This is a genomic window from Sphingomonas sp. Leaf4 (assembly GCF_920939515.1).
GTDB lineage: Bacteria > Pseudomonadota > Alphaproteobacteria > Sphingomonadales > Sphingomonadaceae > Sphingomonas.
The window spans coordinates 260,323-277,417 of the sequence record NZ_CAKLBB010000002.1; the positions used below are offsets into that span (position 1 = coordinate 260,323).

A 17,095-nucleotide genomic window follows, 5' to 3' on the forward strand; every position below is an offset into this window, starting at 1 on the left:
GACGCAGCGGGGAAAGGCGGCGGACAAACCGGCTCACCATTCGACCGACAGCGTGGCGGACACGGTGCGCGGGCTGCCGGGATAGTTGGTGGTCAACGCGACCGGCTGTTCGACATAGAAGCGGTCGGTGACGTTGCGCACCACTACGCCCAGCCGGTATCGATCGGCGATGGTATAGCCCGCCGTCAGGTCGAAGCGGGTATAGCCGGGGACCGAGTAGCTGTTGGCCAGATCGCCCGCCCGCGCGCCGACGCGGATCGCGCCGCCGCCCAGCATCGCGCCGCCTAGCGGCCCGGCGGGGATGCGATAGGTGGTCCACAGGTTGCCGCTCCATTCCGGCACCCCGCGCAACCGGTTGCCGACCGGGATCACCGTATCGCGCGTCACCGTGGCATCCAGATAGCCCGCCCCGACGATCCAGCGCCATCCGGGCAGCACCTCGCCGCTCAGGTCGACCTCGGCCCCGCGCGATCGTTGCTGGCCGGTGACGATCACGAAGCCGTTATTGACCGGATCGGCGCTGGCCACGTTGTTCTTCACGATGTCGAAGATCGCGGCACTGGCGATCAGGCGGCCGTCGGCGGGGGTGAACTTGACCCCCGCCTCATACTGCCGTCCGGTTTCGGGGGGCGCGGTGCCGCCGTCGGCCTGCGCGGCGGTGCGCGGGCGGAACGACGTCGACCAGTTGGCATAGAGCGCGACCGACGGCACGGCATGCCACACGATCCCCAGCCGGGGCGATGCGCGCCGTCCGTCCTCGGCGGTGGCGATCCCGGCGGTGGTCGTCGTCTGGTCGACATCGTCCCAGCGGACGCCCGCGACGATGTCGACGCGGTCGCCGATGCCGATCTGGTCCTGGACATAGGGGGCAAGGAACCGCGCGCGTACGTCGACCGTGCGGAAGAAGGCGAAGGTGCCGGGCAGCGCCCCCTGCACCGGATCGGCGACGCGGATCGATGCCAGCGGCGCGCGCCATTCGCTGGTCGTGCGGCGCACATCGACCGCCTCGAACCCGGCGAGCAGCAGGTGGGTGAGCGGCCCGGTGTCGAAGCGGAACAGCGCCTCGCTCTGGCTGGTCGTCGTCGCCACCGTCTGCGACTGGCGGACGCCGCGCCGCTGCAACAACGTGCGCGCGGTGTTGAAGCCGGTGAAATCGGCGACGGTCCGCCCGCTCTCGCCGCGTTGATGCGACAGGATCTGGCGCAGCGTCAGCCAGTCGGTCAGGTCATGCTCGATCCGCCCGCGCACCCCGTGCTGCCGCCCGAAATTGCGCGACCATGGCTCGCCAAAGCTGCGCGACGCGGGCCCCCGCACCGCGCCGTTCACGACCAGCAGCCCGCGATCCCCCGGCGTCACCTGATCGGTATAGTCGTAATCCACATCGGCGCGGGTCGCGGCATCGGGCCGCCAGGCGATCGAGGGCGAAAAGAACACGCGGCTGCCGTCGATCTGGAAATCGCGGAAGCTGCCGCTGCGTTGCGCGGCGATGCTGAACCGCGCCGCCAGCGCCTCGCTCGCCGGGCCGGTCACGGTCGCCTGCACCCGGCGCAGCCCGTTGCCGTCGCCCTGCACCTGACCTTCCATGCCGAAGGTGAAGGCCGGACGACGGGTGACGATGTTGATCGTGCCCCCCGGCTCGCCGCGTCCGTACAGGACCGACGCCGGTCCCTTCAGCACCTCCACCTGCGCGACATTGGCGAGGTCGCGGACCGTTTCGGTGAAGTTCTGCGCCGGGTTGGTAAGAATCCCGTCGATCGCATAGGACGACAGCTCGAACCCGCGCACGACGAACAATTCGGTCCGGTTGCCCTGCGTGCCGCCGGGCTGCACGTTCGACACGTTGGCGACCACATCGGCCAGCCGCACCAGTTGCTGCTCGTCGATCGTCTCGCGCGGGACGACCTGTATCGCCTGCGGAATGTCCTCGATCGCGGTCTGCGTCCGCGTCGCGCCGGTCGCGACTTCGGGGCGGATGCTATGGCGCCGTCCGACGACCAGCAGCTCGTCGATCAGCGTGGCGTCCTGTGCGGCGGCGGGCAGCGGACCGGCCAGCGCGACGAAACCCCATGCAACCAAACGCCTTGTCAAATCCCTGCCCCCGTATCGCGATGCCGTGCCGTTCCTCCTGCCCGCGCATCCTTGCCTGCGTCGGTCGGCATCGTGCCGCTACGGTCGATGCTGCCCCTAAGGACAATGCGAGTCGTTATCAATAGCAAAGGTTGCCGTGGCTGGGCGTACGGCCCCTTTCGCGAACCCGCGACACCTCCTAAACCCCCGTCATGGCAACCATCGCATTCATCGGCACCGGCGTCATGGGCGCGCCCATGGCCGGGCATCTCGTCACCGCCGGGCACCGGGTGGTCGTCTACAACCGCACCCGCGCCAAGGCCGATCGCTGGGCGGAACAGCACGGCGGCACCGTCGCCGACACACCCGCCGCCGCTGCGAAGGGCGCGGATGCGGTGTTCGCCTGCGTCGGCAACGACGACGATCTGCGCGCCGTAACGCTGGGCGACGACGGCGCCTTCGCCGCGATGGTTTCGGGTGCGCTGTTCGCCGACCATACCACCGTCTCCGCCGCGATCGCCCGCGAACTGGCCGATGCCGGCGCGGCAAGCGGCCTGCTCGTCCTCGATGCCCCGGTTTCGGGCGGACAGGCGGGGGCGGAAAACGGCAAGCTCTCGATCATGTGCGGCGGCTCGGCAGAGGCCTTCGCCGCCGCCGAACCGATCATGGCCGCCTATGCCCAGCGCATCGTCCATGTCGGTGAGGCGGGCGCGGGGCAGACGACCAAGATGGTCAACCAGATCTGCATCGCCGGCGTCCTGGGCGGTCTCGCCGAAGCGCTGCGTTTCGCGCAAAAGGCCGATCTCGATCTGGACAAGGTCCTCGAAGCGGTATCGGGCGGCGCGGCGCAAAGCTGGCAGATGGTCAATCGCTGGCCGACGATGGCACAGGACCGGTTCGACTTCGGCTTCGCGATCGACTGGATGCGCAAGGACCTTGGGCTGGCGCTCGACGAGGCACGGCGGCAGGGGGCGACGCTGCCCGTCACCGCGCTGGTCGACCAATTCTATGCGGAGGTACAGGCGATGGACGGCGGGCGACAGGATACCAGCGCGCTCGTGCGGAGACTGGCCAAGTGAAGCGCTTGCTCCTGATCCCCGCGCTCCTTGCCGCCGCCCCGGCGTTCGCCGACGGCCTCGTCGATAACGTCAACGGCGTTGCGCTCGATTCGCGGGGGGCGGTCGTGCGCTTCTCGGCGATCGTCATCGACAAGGAAGGCAAGGTCGTTCGGCTGGTGCTCAAGGGCGAGAAGCCGCCCAAGCGCCCCGACTGGCGCACCGACATGGGCGGGCGCACCGTCATGCCGGGCATGATCGACGCGCACGGCCATGTCATGGCGCTCGGCTATCGCGGGCTGGAGATCGACCTGTCGGCCACCCGCTCGCTCGCCGACGCGCAGACGGCGATTCGCGCCTATGCCCGCGCCAACGGCAACCGGCCGTGGATCGTCGGCGGCGGGTGGAATCAGGAGGCATGGGGCCTCGGCCGCTTCCCGACCGCCGCCGAACTCGACGCGGCGGTCGGCGACAAGCCGGTGCTGCTCGAACGCGCCGACGGCCATGCGGTGTGGGCTAACACTGCCGCGATCAAGGCGGCGGGCATCACCGCCCAGACCAAATCGCCGCCGGGCGGCCGGATCGAGCTGGCGAACGGCCAGCCCTCGGGCGTGTTCGTCGACGCCGCCGCGACGCTGTTCGACGCCGCGAAGCCCAAACCGTCGCCGCGCGAACGCAACGCGGCGTTTCTGAAAGCACAGGACACGCTGCTGTCGAACGGCATCACCGCCACCGCCGACATGGGCACCACCGTCGACGACTGGCAGGTGTTCCGCCGCATGGGCGACATCGGCCAGTTGCGCGTACGCATCATGAGCTATGGCATGGGACTCGACACCGCGCTGAGCGTGGCGGGATCGGGGCCGACGCCGTGGCTCTACGGTGATCGCCTGCGCATGGGCGGGATCAAGCTCTACGCCGATGGCGCACTGGGTTCGCGCGGGGCGTGGCTGAAAGCGCCGTACAGTGACGCGCCGGGCCAGCGCGGCCTGTCGTTCATCGGCGACACCACGTTGCTCAACGTCATGAGCCGCGCGACGATGGACAATTTCCAGCTCGCGATCCACGCGATCGGCGATCAGGCGAACCGGCAGGTCCTAGACGCGATCGCCGAGATCGCCTCGTCGTACAAGGACGACCGCCGCTGGCGGATCGAACATGCGCAGGTGATCGACCCCGCCGACCTGCCCGCGCTGGGGCGCAACGGCACCATCGCCTCGATGCAGCCGGTCCATGCTACCGGCGACCGCACCATGGCCGAGGCACGGCTGGGCGAGGCGCGGCTCAAAGGGGCCTATGCGTGGGCGACCGTGTTGCGTGACGGCGGGCGGCTGGCGTTCGGCTCGGACTATCCGGTCGAACATCCCAACCCCTTCGTCGGCTGGGCCGCTGCTTTCACCCGCGAGGACGCGAACGGCCAGCCGCCGGGCGGCTGGCGCCCCGAAGAACGGGTGACGCGCGAACAGGCATGGAAGGCGTTCACCCAGGACGCGGCCTATGCCGGCTTCGCCGAACAGCGCTTCGGCTCGTTGCTGCCCGGGCAAAAGGCCGATTTTCTCGTCGTCGACCGCGATCCGGTGGCGGCCACGCCGGCCGAACTCCGCGCGACGAAGGTGCTGGAAACCTGGGTCGGCGGCTACCGGGCATGGCCGCTCAAGGACAAGCCGGAGGTGGCGGTGGGGCGGTAAGGGTAGCTCGGGAGAACCCTCGCCCCGGCGAAGGCCGGAGCGTCAAGCGGCTCCGGCCCCGCGCGATCGATACCGCTACACCGTCGTCACCCCGGACCTGTTTCGGGGTCCACCGTTCCGCAGATGGCACACCGGCTGGCCGACCGCGTCCCGCACCACCCCGACTCTGTCCCATCGCGGAACGCCGCCGAATCCACGGGTGTACCCGCGCCCGATCCGGGGTAGGACCCGCCCATGGCCGCGAAGCTGCGAACCGCATTGGGAGTGACGCTGCTGCTGGGCGCGATCGGCGCGACGGCGGGGGGCGCGTTGATGCTGATCGGCGCGCACCCCGCCGCACCGGCCGCCCCGCCGCTGCCGGTCATCCGCGTCACGCCCACGCCGTCCACCCGCTCGACTCCGGCGACCATCCGCCCGACGCCGACCCCCGCCGCGACTCCCGCGCCCGAGGCGATGGTCGTCCGCCACATCCTGACGATCGACGGTCCGTTCACCCACGGCCGCTGGCTGTGGGACGAAAGCGCCGCGCCCAAAACCGGCCCGATCGTCATTACCGTCGATCTGGACGCGCAGGTCCTGTCGATCTTCCGTGACGGCTATGAGATCGGCACGGCGGTCGTGCTGTACGGCGCCGACTGGAAACCCACGCCGCTCGGCGCGCTCAAGATCACCGAGAAGGACGCCGACCATGTCAGCAACCTCTATGGCGCGCCGATGCCGTACATGCTGCGGCTGACCAACGACGGCATCTCGATCCACGGCAGCGACGTGCAGCCCGGCGGCGCGACCCACGGTTGCATTGGCGTCCCCACCGCTTTTGCCCGCAAGCTCTTCGCGGCGGTGAAGCTCGGCGACCGCGTCATCATCACCAACGGCAAGCGGCTGGCGATGGGGGCAGCGATTGCCCGCCGCTGATACAACGTATACGAAGCTTGTCTTTGCAAAAGGGTTCGGGCAACGCCGCGCGCTTCCGGGGGGAAATCGATGCGCCAGGTTCGAATCATGTTGCTCGCCACCGCGGGTACGCTTGCCGCCTGCGGCGGAGGCGGTAACAGTAGCTCAGCCCCATCGGTGATCGCGGCGCCGGCTCCCGCGCCGACCCAGACGCCAACTCCCACGCCGACCGCCACATCGACCAACCCGGACGCGAACGTCCGGCCGCTGGCACAGACCCCGCGCGAAAAATACGAGACGTTGTGCGATGCGCAGGTCGGCACCGATGCGCCACGCTTGCTGGCGTACGGCACCGGGATCGATCTCGGTCTTGATCTGACCGGCGACGCACCCGGCTATCTGCAATCGGTCGCCCCGCCGCATGTGCGTTACGGCATCCAACTTGGCGAGCGTGACCGCGCCATGGCGTTGCCCGACCTGGCATTCACCGCACGCTATGATACCGGCAGCTACCGGCTGGAACTGCGACCCCCGGCGAGCGGCGCGCGGACCTATCTCGCGACGGCGCGGCTGACCCAGACCGCGATTACCAGCCCGCCGTTCCGCTACGACTGCCTCTACGGCAACATCACCCCGCCGCCGATCTGGCCGAACAGCGGAACGGTCCGCTACGATGCGGCGATCGTCGGCACGCTGACCGCCGGGCAGGGGGTAACCGCGCAACCCTATCAATTGGGCGACAGCACCGGCAGCATCGTGGTCGATCAGGCGAGCGGTGACGTCCGCGTCGACCTGACGCTGACGGGGCGCGTCGCGGGTACGACGCTCCCGCCCGCCGCGCTTGGCCGGTATAGCGGCACGCTCCGGCGGCGGGCTGACGCGCTGTATGCCGGGGGTTTTCGCGGCACCTTGTCGGCCGGTGACGGCATCACCGGCTCAGCCGAGGTCGTCGGCACCTTCTATGGGCCGGCGGCAGAGGAAACCGGCCTGATCTTCCGGGTCGATGTCACCGATCCGGCGAGCGGGCGCCGGATCGAAGGGTCAGGCTATGCCACCGCGCGGCGGTGACGTGATGCTTCAGGCGACCGCCGCCTCACCCATCTCGTCGGGCTCGCGCAGCACATAGCCGCGGCCCCACACCGTTTCGATGTAATTCTCGCCGTCGCAGGCGGTGCTGAGCTTCTTGCGCAGCTTGCAGATGAAGACGTCGATGATCTTCAGCTCGGGCTCGTCCATGCCACCGTACAGGTGGTTCAGGAACATTTCCTTGGTCAGCGTCGTGCCCTTGCGCAGCGAAAGCAGCTCGAGCATCGCATATTCCTTGCCGGTCAGGTGGACGCGCGACCCGTCGACCTCGACCGTCTTGGCGTCGAGGTTCACCGCCAGCTTGCCGGTGCGGATCACCGACTGCGAATGGCCCTTCGAGCGGCGCACCACGGCATGGATACGCGCGATCAGTTCCTCGCGGTGGAACGGCTTGGTCACGTAATCGTCGGCGCCGAAGCCGAACGAGCGTACCTTGCTGTCCATCTCGTCAATGCCCGACAAGATCAGGACCGGCGTCTGCACCCGCGCCACGCGCAGCTTCTTCAGCACGTCATAGCCGTGCATGTCGGGCAGGTTCAGGTCGAGCAGGATGATGTCGTAATCATACAGCTTGCCCAGATCGAGGCCTTCTTCGCCCAGATCGGTCGTGTAGATATTGAAACCCTCGGTGGTCAGCATGAGCTCGATCGCCTTGGCGGTCGTCGGCTCGTCCTCGATCAGCAGCACGCGCATCCGGCAGTCCCCCGTTTCGCGGCACGCTCTTCCCTGTCGGCGCGCAAGCGAGAACAATTACTGTAAACCTTTCTGAAGGCAAAAGGTTAATTTCCGCTTAAGCCAGAACGATTCGTTAGGATGAGCGGTTAACGTCGCTGGCATAAACGCCGGAACCGTTCGGACAAAAACTCGATCAGCGCCTCGACCCGCGCGGGCCTGAGCGTGCCGGGCGGGGTCAGCAGGTGCAGCGCCACCCCGGCCCCGGTCCATGCCTCCAGCACCGGCTCCAGCCGCCCGGCGGCGATGTCGGCATCGACCAGAAAATCGGGCAGCCGCGCCACACCCATCCCCGCGCGCAGCGCCGGCAGCATCGCCTCGCCATTGTTCGTCGCCAGCGGCCCCGCCGGGCGGACCGCCACTTCCTCCGCGCCCTGCCGGAAATGCCAGATCGCGTTGGGCAGGTTGGTATAGCCGAAACAGGCATGATGGCCGAGGTCGGCGGGATGCGTCGGCCGACCATGCGTTTCCCAATAGGACGGCGCGGCGACGATCCGTATCGCCACCGGGGCCAGCCGCCGCGCGCGCAGCGAACTGTCGGGCAGGTCGGCTATGCGCAACGCCACGTCGATCCCGTCGGCCACGATGTCGACCTTGGCATCGGACAGCGTCAGGTCGATCTCGACGCCGGGATGCGCCGCCAGGAAGTCCGCGATCGCCGGGGCGACATGGGCGAGGCCGAACGACATCGGCGCCGCCACCCGCACCAGACCGGTCGGCGCGGCGGCGGCGTCGCGCGCCTGTTCCTCCGCCCCCTGCGCCTCGGCCAATATCCGCGCCGCCCGCTCGCTCAGCGACTGGCCGGCATCGGTCAGCGCGAGCCGCCGCGACGTCCGGTGGAACAAGGTGGTGCCGAGCGACACCTCCAGCCGCGCCACCGCCTTCGACACCGTCGCTTTCGACACGCCGATCGATGCCGCGGCCGCGCTGAACGACCGATGCTCCACCACACAGGCGAACATCGCCCACGCCTCGAAATCCGGCAGCCGCATGGATGTTCCTCGTTCCCGAAACGATCGGTTTCCGACGTTTCCGTTTACGCGACTGTCGCGCCGCCTATCTTGATCGTCAAGCAAGGAGACTTCGGATGATCGACAAACGCGACTTCACCAGCCTCGGCCACGCCGACCACGGCTGGCTGAACGCCCGCCATCATTTCAGCTTCGCCAACTATCATGATCCCGCCCGCATGGGCTGGGGCGCGATCCGGGTGTGGAACGACGACGAGATCGCCGCCAATTCGGGTTTCCCGCCGCACCCGCATAAGGACATGGAGATCATCACCTATGTCCGATCCGGCGCGATCACCCATCAGGATTCGATGGGCAACAAGGGCCGCACGTCGGCGGGCGACGTGCAGGTGATGAGCGCCGGTTCGGGCGTGCGCCATGCCGAATACAACCTCGAACCCGAAACGACCCGCATCTTCCAGATTTGGATCGAACCACGCCAGAAGGGCGGCACCCCGTCATGGGGCGCGAAACCTTTTCCCAAGGGTGAGCGCTCGGGCAAGTTCGTGACGCTGGCCAGCGGTGCGGACGACGAGGATGCGCTGCGCATCCGCGCCGACGCCCGCGTGCTCGGCGCCACGCTGCGCGCCGGCGAGAGTGTGGAGCATAGCGTGGGGGCGGGGCGTCACGCCTATCTGGTCGCCGCGACCGGCGCGTTCACCATCGACGGCGTCGCCTTTCAGGCGCGCGACGGGGCGGCGCTCTCGGGCGGGCAGACCGTCACCATCACCGCGATCGAGGACAGTGAACTCGTCCTCGTCGACGCCGAATAAGCAACGTCTTTCCCAAAGGAGTATGCCTGCATGTCGAAGGTTCTGGTCCTCTATTATTCGTCCTACGGCCATATCGCCAAGATGGCCGACGCCATCGCCGAGGGTGCCCGCGCCGGCGGGGCCGAGGTTGATGTGCGCCGCGTGCGTGAAACCGCGCCCGACGAGGTCGCCAAGTCGGCGGGCTTCGTCGTCGCCGATCATCACGCGCTGCTGACCGATCCCAACGAACTGACCCACTACGACGCGATTATCGTCGGCACCGGCACCCGCTATGGCCGGATGTCGAGCCAGATGGCGGCCTTCTGGGACACGACCGGCGGCGTGTGGGCCAAGGGCGGGCTCGTCGGCAAGATCGGCGGCGCGTTCACCTCGACCGCGACCCAGCATGGCGGGCAGGAGACGACGCTGTTCTCGATCATTACCAACCTGCTGCACCATGGGCTGACGATCGTCGGCCTCGACTATGGCTATGACGGCCATGGCGGACTGGACGAAGTGAACGGCTCGACCCCCTATGGCGCCTCGACCATCGCGGCGGGCGACGGCAGCCGCCAGCCGACCGAGATCGAGCTGGGCGGCGCCCGCCATCAGGGCAAGCGCATTGCCGAACTCGCGACCAAGGTCTTCGGGTAAGGCAGGGCAGGGGGCGCTTCGTCGGGCCGCCCCCTGCCCCCCGATCGCGCAGGTCGCCCTGCGCGACAATAGCAAGCATAACATATGTTAAATACGGGAAATTAGGAATTGGCGTCGCAGAACCGCCGGATGGATACCCTGCGATGAACCGCTGCGAGGGCTGCCGAAATGCCGCCGACCAGTTCGATCTGGCGATGGCGTTTCAGCCGATCGTCGATGTCGAAACCGGCACGCCATGGGCCTACGAAGCGCTGGTACGCGGCCCGAACGGCGAGGGGGCGGCAACGGTGCTCTCGACCGTCACCGACGCCAACCGCTATGCGTTCGACCAGCAATGCCGGGTGGCGGCGATCACCCAGGCCGTCGCCGCCGGCATCGTGCCGACTGGTGCCCGACTGTCGATCAACTTCCTGCCGAACGCGGTTTATTCGCCGGTCGCCTGTATCCAGTTGACGTTGCAGACCGCCGCTGCGGCCGGCTTCCCGACCGATCGCCTGATCTTCGAATTCACCGAGAATGAGGAAATCCGCGACACCGGGCATCTGGCCAATATCATCGACACCTATCGCCGGATGGGCTTCGCCACCGCGCTCGACGATTTCGGGGCGGGCCACGCCGGCCTCGCGCTGCTGGCCCGGCTGCAAACCGATGTCATCAAGCTCGACATGGAATTGATCCGCGACATTGATACCAGCCAGCCGCGCCGGATCATCGCCGAATATCTGGTCGCGATGCTCCACCGCCTCGGCATCACCGTCGTCGCCGAAGGCATCGAAACCCGCGAGGAATATGACGCGCTGCGCGCCATGGGCGTGCGCTACATGCAGGGCTATCTGTTCGCCCGCCCGGGGTTCCGAACGCTGCCGATCCCGGTGCTGCCGGTCGAAGTGCCGCTACGCCTGATCGCGTGAGCGGCCATTGTTCGAGTGGAGGGTCGGTCCCGATCGAACCGGGCCGGTTCCACGGCATCGCTTAGCCGCGTGCAAGCGCTACACCGGTGGCGCGCCACAGGAATTTCTTGGCGCGACCGACCGTACCGCTGTCGTGCGAATGGCGGAGTTTGGCGGGTAGCGGTGTTGCACCACGGACATTGCTTCGGCATCGTTGGGGTATGAAGCTATCACTCTGGGGAACAACGGCGGCCGCTTTTCTGATGGCCGGAACGGGATGCGCAAGTCGCACGACGGCAGTGCCGTTCAATGTGATCGTTCGAGGTCCTGCAACGGCGTGCAGCATCGAAGTAAACAGACGCAAAGTCACCACGGACGAGTTACTGGCGATCGCGCGACCGGAAGCGAGGTTAGGGCGGCGAGCCCATATCGATGCCAATATAACAGAAACGCCTTACCGATGCTTGGGTGGCGCGATATACACCCTACAGATGGCGGGTTTCAAAGATGTGGGGTTTGTCGCTGAGCCACCTTCGAGAGGTAGCCTCATGTCCGAAATTGAGCGTCAACGAACAGCTTGCCGAACCGCATCGGCCCAATCGTCAGGCGTAGCGGGATCGTTAAGCGCGCATCGCGCGAAGCGCAGTTTCGCTTTCCAATAGGGTTGATGCTGGTCCGATTGCCATCTGCGAAGGTTGGCCGAAGCGGCGATCCACTCAACGTCCGCAAACCCCGCGCCGATAATTCCGGCGTCACCGACAACCAGCCGATACTATTCGAAGCTATCGAATGCCCGTCGAATCTCGAACGGTGCCGAACTCGCCGACCCCGACACGAAATCGGCGTGTCGTCGCCGCACCCCTTCCGGCGTCGCCCCGAACGCCTTGCGGAAACTGCGCGACAGCGCCGCGGGGTCGCGGAACCCATAGCGCCGGGCAAGCTCGGCCAGCGTGCTGGTGTTGCGTGGGTTGGACACCGCCCGGTGGAGCGCGCGCAGCCGGCGCATGCGATCATAGGCAAGCACGCCGCCATCGCGCTCGAACAGGCGATACACCACCGATCGCGACACCCCCAGCGCGGCGGTGATGCCCTCGATCGACAGCGTCCCGGGCGGCTGCGTCGCGACATGATCCTTCGCGGCGGCCAGCAGCGACGACGCGCCGGTACGCTGGATCGCCCCGGCGCGCAGCATCGCGGCGGCGGCAAGATCGCGCAGGATCGCCGCATAGAGTGGCGCGGCGCTCGCCGCCGCGTCGGGAAAGAAGCCGATCATCCCGACACCGACATCGCGCAGCAGCGTCAGTTCGGCAACGGGAGCGAGCGGCCCCTGGAAATCGATCGGACCGGTCACTTCCTCAAGGAACCCCCGCGCGAAATACAGGATGAGGCAGCGGGTGCGGGTCGCCGTCACGGTGCTTGGCCGGCTGGAATCGCGCAGGAAGGCGGCGGGGGCGGTCAGCACCGCCGTCGCGCCATCGGCCTCGAAGGTCATCGTACCGTCAAGCAACTGGCAATACTGGATGTAATCGGCGTCGACCGCATTGACGAGCGCACGGTCGCGCACCGCGACGAACGGATCGACGTCGACCAGCGTCATCTGCAACGCGCCGAGGTTCCACATGTCGCCCCGGCATAGAAACGGGCCGGGTTCGGGCTGAAACAGCCGCGCGCCGCGCGTATGCGCCGCCCAATAGGCAAATTGTTCGGCCACCGGTAAGACGGAGGTGTCCATGACGACCCTGGGGATCGGGCCGGAAGAATCGTCGTGCATCCCATATCCGGGCCAGATGTCGTCGCGTTCAGCGTCGGCCAAACGACCCGTCCGGACAAGCCCGCTACCGTACCATCTCCCCCGGCGGGACCAGCCACAGTTTCCGCGCCGAGACATCGAGCGTCATCCCCCCGGCCAGCCCAAGCAGACCCATGCCGATCAGCCCGTCGCCGTTCGCGCCGTCGACCGCGTCGATGAACACCCGGGTCGAGGGCAGCGCCAGCGGCCCGACGCTCACTGCCGGTCCGGTACACAGCCGCCCGGTCCGCGCGCGGCCGTCGCCGGTGCGGAAGCTGCTGTCCTCGCACGCGGTATCCGGGATGCCTAGCCGGGCCCATGCCGCCGGCGTCAGGATCAGCGCACCGCTCAGCCCGGTATCGACCGTCACGATCATCCGCTTGCCGCCCAGCGTGATGGCGATACGCGGCCGCGCGTCGAGCAGATCGACCGCGCGCGCCGTGCGCTCGACCGTCCCGTTCGGCAGGAACGCAATCGTCCGCGCGCCCGGCCGTGTCGCGACTGCGAACCGGCGATAGAAATCGGCTCCGACGACCAGCGCGATCGGCCGCCCGATCGATCGCGACACCGGCACCAGATCGATTCCGGTCATCGACGGCAGCATCACCGCGAACTGCCCGGCGACCGCCACGGCCACCTGCTCGACCCGTTGTCCGTTGAGCGCGGTGCCGGCATCGACCCGCACCGACGCGCGCGGATCGATCGTCAGCCCCGCCGCGCGCGCGAAGCCCAGATCGACGAAACTGCGCTCCGCCCGATTGTCGAGCAGCGCCCACGCCTCGCGCCCGGCGATCCGCACGCGGAACACCACCAGCCCGCCGACGTCGTCATATGCGACCGGCCGGCGCGCTGCCGCCGGCGGCAGGCGAACCACCGGAGCGACCGGCCGGGGCGGGACAGGGGCGGCGGCCTGCGCGCCAAGGACCAGCGACAGTGCAGCCCCGATCAACCGGTTTTCTCCATAATTTTAGCGATATGCTGGCATCCGCCACCGGCCCCGGCAAGCATTGTCCTGCGACCGGACCGAAATGTCAGGCCAGATCTACATGCAACGATCCGGGTGGATCTTTCCAGGCTCTATCCGTCGTCACCCCGGACCTGTTCCGGGGTCTCCCGTGCCACCGGCAATGGCGTTCGCCCGTCCAGCGGTGTCGATTGCGGCGCTGCGGGTCCGGGGTGACGGGTTTGGCAACGGCATCGCTGAATGTCGATACGGCTCAGGCCATGGGTACGTCCCGGTCGGTTTCATCCTGAATCCAGATCCCGCGTGCCAGCGCCCCAGGCATTGCTACTGCCCGGGAGAAGAACCAACCGAACCCCGAAACGCACGCCCTCCGCGTTTCCGCGCGAACCAACTGCCCGCCCGAAAAACCGAAGCGCAACCTTCGGTAAACGCCCCGCTACCGCACCCCCGGCTCGGCCGGAAACCGTGTCCGCGCTTCGGCGAACAGGCCGCGCGCCACCGGCGCACCCGCTTGCGCCGTCGCCGTGCCGACCCAGCGCCAGTGCCACGGCTCCCACTTCACCTGCTGGCGGTTTCCCGCGGGAAACGACATTTCGAAGCCGAAGCTTGCCGCATTGGCGCGCAGCCACCGCCCCGCCGGGGTCGCGGCGAAACACGCCTCTGCATCGCATGCCCGCGAGGTGCTGGTCCCGAAATCGATGACATAACCGGTGGCATGCTCGCTATGCCCCGGCGGCGCGGAGGCCCATGCCCGCTCGGTAAAGCTGCCCGATCCGTCACGGCCGATCCCGCCGCAGAAGGTCTGCCGCTGGAGCGCCTCCGATCGGTGGCACGACACCGCGCGCAGCGTGCCCGCCACCGCCGGATCGGCGTCGGCCGCCGCCAGCAGCCGCCCAAGGTCAACCAGCATCGCCGGATGCACCTTGCAACTGCCGCCGCCGAGCGACGCCGGCGCGTCGACCAGCGCGCTCGCCGGCGTGTCGGGATAGGCGAAGTGGTTGAACAGCCGTCCGTCGGCACCCGGCTGCACCATGCCCCGCCCGCACAGCGCGACCGGCTGCACCGTCACGCGCGGCACCAGTACTACCGGCGGCACGACCGGGGTCGGCGTCGCTATGGGGACCACGACCGGCTGTACAGCGGGCGGCGTCGCCACCGGCGTACAGGCAATGGGCATCAAGCAGGCGAGGACAGGCAGCGAACGACGCACAAGTTTCTCCCGGGTCGCATCCTCTCGCCTCGGGCAACCACTGGCATGGTACGGCCAAGGATGGCAAGGAGACGAAATGCTCGATGACCTTGTCCTGTTCATCGATGGCGAAGCGATCGTCCTCGATAAACCCGCCGGCCTGCCGGTCGACCCTCCGCGCGACGGTTCGCCCAGCATCGCCGGGCGCGCCGATGAACTGCGCTTCACCTTCCAGCGCGAACCCACGCCGGTCCACCGCCTCGACCGCGATACCAGCGGCTGCCTGCTGCTGGCGCGCAACCCGAAGGCGCATGCCCGCTTCCAGCAGGCGTTCGAACAGGGCCGGGTGACGAAACGCTATCTCGCGGTGCTGGACGGCGTGCCTGACGCCGAATCCGGCGAGATCGACCTGCCGCTGGCCAAGGTCAGCAGCGTCGAGGACGGCTGGCGCATGGTCGGCGATCCGCGGGGCAAGGCGGCGCGGACCAACTGGCGGCTGCTGCGCACCATCGACGGGCGCGCGCTGGTGGCGCTGTTCCCCGAAACCGGACGCACCCACCAAATCCGCGTGCATATGGCCGAAGGGCTGGGCTGCCCGGTCGCGGGCGATCCGGTCTATGGCCGGGGCGAGGGGCCGATGCTGCTCCATGCCGCCGGGCTGGTCGTGCCGCGCGACAACAAGCTCGCGATCGATGTGACCGCGCCATGGCCGCAAAGCTTCGTCGCCGCCGGCTTCGACGAGGGGTAGGTGCCGCGCATCGCGATCACCCGCGCCATCGCGATCGACAGCGGCGAGCTGGAGGAAAGCTTCACCCGCGCCTCCGGGCCGGGCGGGCAGCATGTCAACACCACCGACAGCGCGGTGCTGCTGCGCTTCGACGTCATGGCCTCGCCCGGCCTGCCCGACGCGGTGAAGCTGCGTCTCGCCACGCTCGCCGGATCGCGGCTGAGCAAGGACGGCGTGCTGACGTTGCGCGCCGACGCCTCGCGCTCGCAGGAACTGAACCGGCGCGAGGCGCGCGAACGCCTGTTCGCGCTGATCCGCGAAGCGACGATCGTGCCCAAGAAACGCCGCCCGACCAAACCGACGAAAGCCTCGCAGGTCCGCCGGGTCGAGGGGAAGAAGGGCCGGGCACAGGTGAAGGCCGGACGTGGCAAGGTGCGGATGGACTGAGGGACGGCGGAACGGCGCTGTCCTGCAAGGCGCGAACCCGATATGCGTCAGCGATGTTCTTCAAACGCCATCTGGAGCGGATGCGATCGCTGTTCCTCGACCAGTTCGAGGTAGACGGTTGCGATTATCTTTTCCGCAAGAACATGAAGGGGCCGCCGATCCGCGTCACCGCGATCGAACGCGATGCGTTCGCGGCGGATTTCGTGCGGTGCGTGAAATATATCGGTTGGGCGCTGCTGGTCGCGACGGTCGTGTTATGCGTCGTTCCCGTGCTGATCGCCCCGGATACTGATGAAGGAATCCAAAAGACTGTTATTGGCATCGGCGTCGGTGGCATCCTGACGCTCTGCCTTGGGGCCGGCTATCTGGCATGGGCAGCCCCGGCACGGGCGTTGGAGCGCCGCCTCGTCATGGGATTGCCCCGGTCGAAAGCGGAGATGCGCCGCCGGGCCCTGGAAGAGATGACCTACGGTCAACTGGTTCTGGGCCTGATAGGTGCCGCGTTGATCTTAATATCGAAAGGCATGGACTCATGGTGGACGATCTTCGCCGGAGGTCTTGTCGTTACGGCATTGGTGCAAGCCATCCGCAAATGGCGTTTCGATCGCAGCCGCGACAACTGACACCATTGGCCCCGCCACCCCGCACCCCTACATCGCGGCCATGTACCAGTTCGACATCTCCGCTGCCGACAAGGCCGACCTCTACCGCGACCTGCTGTCGGCGCTCGATTCGCTAACCGCCGACGAGGGCGACGCGATCGCCAACATGGCCAATGCCTCGGCGTTGCTGATGCAGTATCTGCCCGACCTCAACTGGTCGGGCTTCTACCGGTTGGTCGACGACGAACTGGTGCTGGGGCCGTTTCAGGGCAAGGCGGCGTGCATCCGCATCGTGCTGGGCAAGGGGGTGTGCGGCACCGCCGCCGCCACCCGCACCACGCAACTGGTGCCCGACGTCCACGCCTTCCCCGGCCATATCGCCTGCGACGCCGACAGCCGCGCCGAACTGGTCGTGCCGATCGTGGTCGGCGACCGGCTGGTCGGCGTGCTCGACCTCGACAGCCCGGTCGCTGGCCGGTTCGATGCGGCCGATCAGGCGGGGTGCGAGGCGCTGATGGCGATGCTGGCCCCGCGCATCGCCTGACTGCT

At 67.9% G+C, this 17,095-nt stretch carries 17 protein-coding genes; 11 read left to right on the top strand and 6 right to left on the bottom strand.

Features of this window, described 5'->3' with window-relative positions:
- Nucleotides 1-33: 33 nt before the first annotated feature.
- The gene (locus LRA89_RS03715) at nucleotides 34-2,076 is read right to left on the bottom strand and encodes a TonB-dependent siderophore receptor (RefSeq protein ID WP_230769058.1); all 2,043 of its coding nucleotides are present in this window, start codon (nucleotides 2,074-2,076) and stop codon (nucleotides 34-36) included.
- Between the two features lie 203 nt (nucleotides 2,077-2,279).
- Between LRA89_RS03715 and LRA89_RS03720 the strand changes: the two genes are divergently transcribed.
- From LRA89_RS03720 to LRA89_RS03735, 4 genes are all read left to right on the top strand, one after another.
- Nucleotides 2,280-3,146 (top strand): NAD(P)-dependent oxidoreductase, encoded by an 867-nt coding sequence (locus LRA89_RS03720; RefSeq protein WP_230769059.1) that lies wholly within the window; start codon nucleotides 2,280-2,282, stop codon nucleotides 3,144-3,146.
- Entirely contained in the window at nucleotides 3,143-4,810 is a 1,668-nt protein-coding gene (locus LRA89_RS03725; RefSeq protein ID WP_443024926.1) for an amidohydrolase, read from the top strand. The genes LRA89_RS03720 and LRA89_RS03725 overlap by 4 nt, the downstream gene beginning before the upstream one ends.
- A gap of 234 nt (nucleotides 4,811-5,044) precedes the next feature.
- A complete protein-coding gene (locus tag LRA89_RS03730) occupies nucleotides 5,045-5,725 on the top strand; it encodes a L,D-transpeptidase family protein (protein WP_230769060.1) in 681 nt (226 codons plus the stop codon).
- Between the two features lie 156 nt (nucleotides 5,726-5,881).
- Nucleotides 5,882-6,772, top strand: coding sequence for a transferrin-binding protein-like solute binding protein (locus LRA89_RS03735; RefSeq protein ID WP_230769061.1), 891 nt, complete (start codon nucleotides 5,882-5,884; stop codon nucleotides 6,770-6,772).
- Between the two features lie 9 nt (nucleotides 6,773-6,781).
- Here LRA89_RS03735 and ctrA read toward each other — a convergent pair whose 3' ends face one another.
- Entirely contained in the window at nucleotides 6,782-7,483 is a 702-nt protein-coding gene (gene ctrA / locus LRA89_RS03740) for a response regulator transcription factor CtrA (RefSeq protein ID WP_055755711.1), read from the bottom strand.
- A gap of 128 nt (nucleotides 7,484-7,611) precedes the next feature.
- On the bottom strand, nucleotides 7,612-8,514 hold the full coding sequence (locus tag LRA89_RS03745) for a LysR family transcriptional regulator (RefSeq protein WP_230769062.1): 903 nt from the start codon (nucleotides 8,512-8,514) through the stop codon (nucleotides 7,612-7,614).
- A 95-nt stretch (nucleotides 8,515-8,609) separates the two neighbouring features.
- Here LRA89_RS03745 and LRA89_RS03750 point away from each other — a divergent pair, with 95 nt between their 5' ends.
- The 3 genes from LRA89_RS03750 to LRA89_RS03760 all read left to right on the top strand — a co-directional run bounded on the left by LRA89_RS03750 (nucleotide 8,610) and on the right by LRA89_RS03760 (nucleotide 10,849).
- On the top strand, nucleotides 8,610-9,305 hold the full coding sequence (locus LRA89_RS03750; protein WP_056494157.1) for a pirin family protein: 696 nt from the start codon (nucleotides 8,610-8,612) through the stop codon (nucleotides 9,303-9,305).
- A gap of 30 nt (nucleotides 9,306-9,335) precedes the next feature.
- The gene (gene wrbA / locus LRA89_RS03755) at nucleotides 9,336-9,938 is read left to right on the top strand and encodes an NAD(P)H:quinone oxidoreductase (RefSeq protein WP_055755717.1); all 603 of its coding nucleotides are present in this window, start codon (nucleotides 9,336-9,338) and stop codon (nucleotides 9,936-9,938) included.
- A 143-nt stretch (nucleotides 9,939-10,081) separates the two neighbouring features.
- Complete coding sequence (locus LRA89_RS03760) at nucleotides 10,082-10,849, top strand: EAL domain-containing protein (RefSeq protein WP_230769063.1); 768 nt, start codon at nucleotides 10,082-10,084, stop codon at nucleotides 10,847-10,849.
- Between the two features lie 751 nt (nucleotides 10,850-11,600).
- Here LRA89_RS03760 and LRA89_RS03765 read toward each other — a convergent pair.
- The 3 genes from LRA89_RS03765 to LRA89_RS03775 all read right to left on the bottom strand — a co-directional run bounded on the left by LRA89_RS03765 (nucleotide 11,601) and on the right by LRA89_RS03775 (nucleotide 14,707).
- A complete protein-coding gene (locus LRA89_RS03765) occupies nucleotides 11,601-12,560 on the bottom strand; it encodes an AraC family transcriptional regulator (RefSeq protein WP_230769064.1) in 960 nt (319 codons plus the stop codon).
- Nucleotides 12,561-12,663: 103 nt separating this feature from the next.
- Nucleotides 12,664-13,566: an aspartyl protease family protein gene (locus LRA89_RS03770; RefSeq protein ID WP_230769065.1), complete on the bottom strand. Its 903-nt coding sequence runs from the start codon at nucleotides 13,564-13,566 to the stop codon at nucleotides 12,664-12,666.
- A 451-nt stretch (nucleotides 13,567-14,017) separates the two neighbouring features.
- A complete protein-coding gene (locus LRA89_RS03775) occupies nucleotides 14,018-14,707 on the bottom strand; it encodes a M15 family metallopeptidase (protein ID WP_230769066.1) in 690 nt (229 codons plus the stop codon).
- Between the two features lie 160 nt (nucleotides 14,708-14,867).
- On the opposite strand from LRA89_RS03775, the gene LRA89_RS03780 reads away from it, so the two are divergent.
- From LRA89_RS03780 to LRA89_RS03795, 4 genes are read left to right on the top strand one after another with little or no spacing between them, the layout of a single operon-like run.
- Nucleotides 14,868-15,518, top strand: coding sequence for an RluA family pseudouridine synthase (locus LRA89_RS03780; RefSeq protein ID WP_230769067.1), 651 nt, complete (start codon nucleotides 14,868-14,870; stop codon nucleotides 15,516-15,518).
- A complete protein-coding gene (arfB, locus tag LRA89_RS03785) occupies nucleotides 15,519-15,944 on the top strand; it encodes an alternative ribosome rescue aminoacyl-tRNA hydrolase ArfB (protein WP_055755724.1) in 426 nt (141 codons plus the stop codon).
- A 53-nt stretch (nucleotides 15,945-15,997) separates the two neighbouring features.
- Nucleotides 15,998-16,567 carry a hypothetical protein gene (locus tag LRA89_RS03790; protein WP_230769068.1) on the top strand — a complete coding sequence of 190 codons (570 nt, stop codon included), beginning with the start codon at nucleotides 15,998-16,000 and terminating at the stop codon, nucleotides 16,565-16,567.
- Between the two features lie 40 nt (nucleotides 16,568-16,607).
- On the top strand, nucleotides 16,608-17,090 hold the full coding sequence (locus LRA89_RS03795) for a GAF domain-containing protein (RefSeq protein WP_230769069.1): 483 nt from the start codon (nucleotides 16,608-16,610) through the stop codon (nucleotides 17,088-17,090).
- The last annotated feature ends 5 nt before the right edge of the window (nucleotides 17,091-17,095 follow it).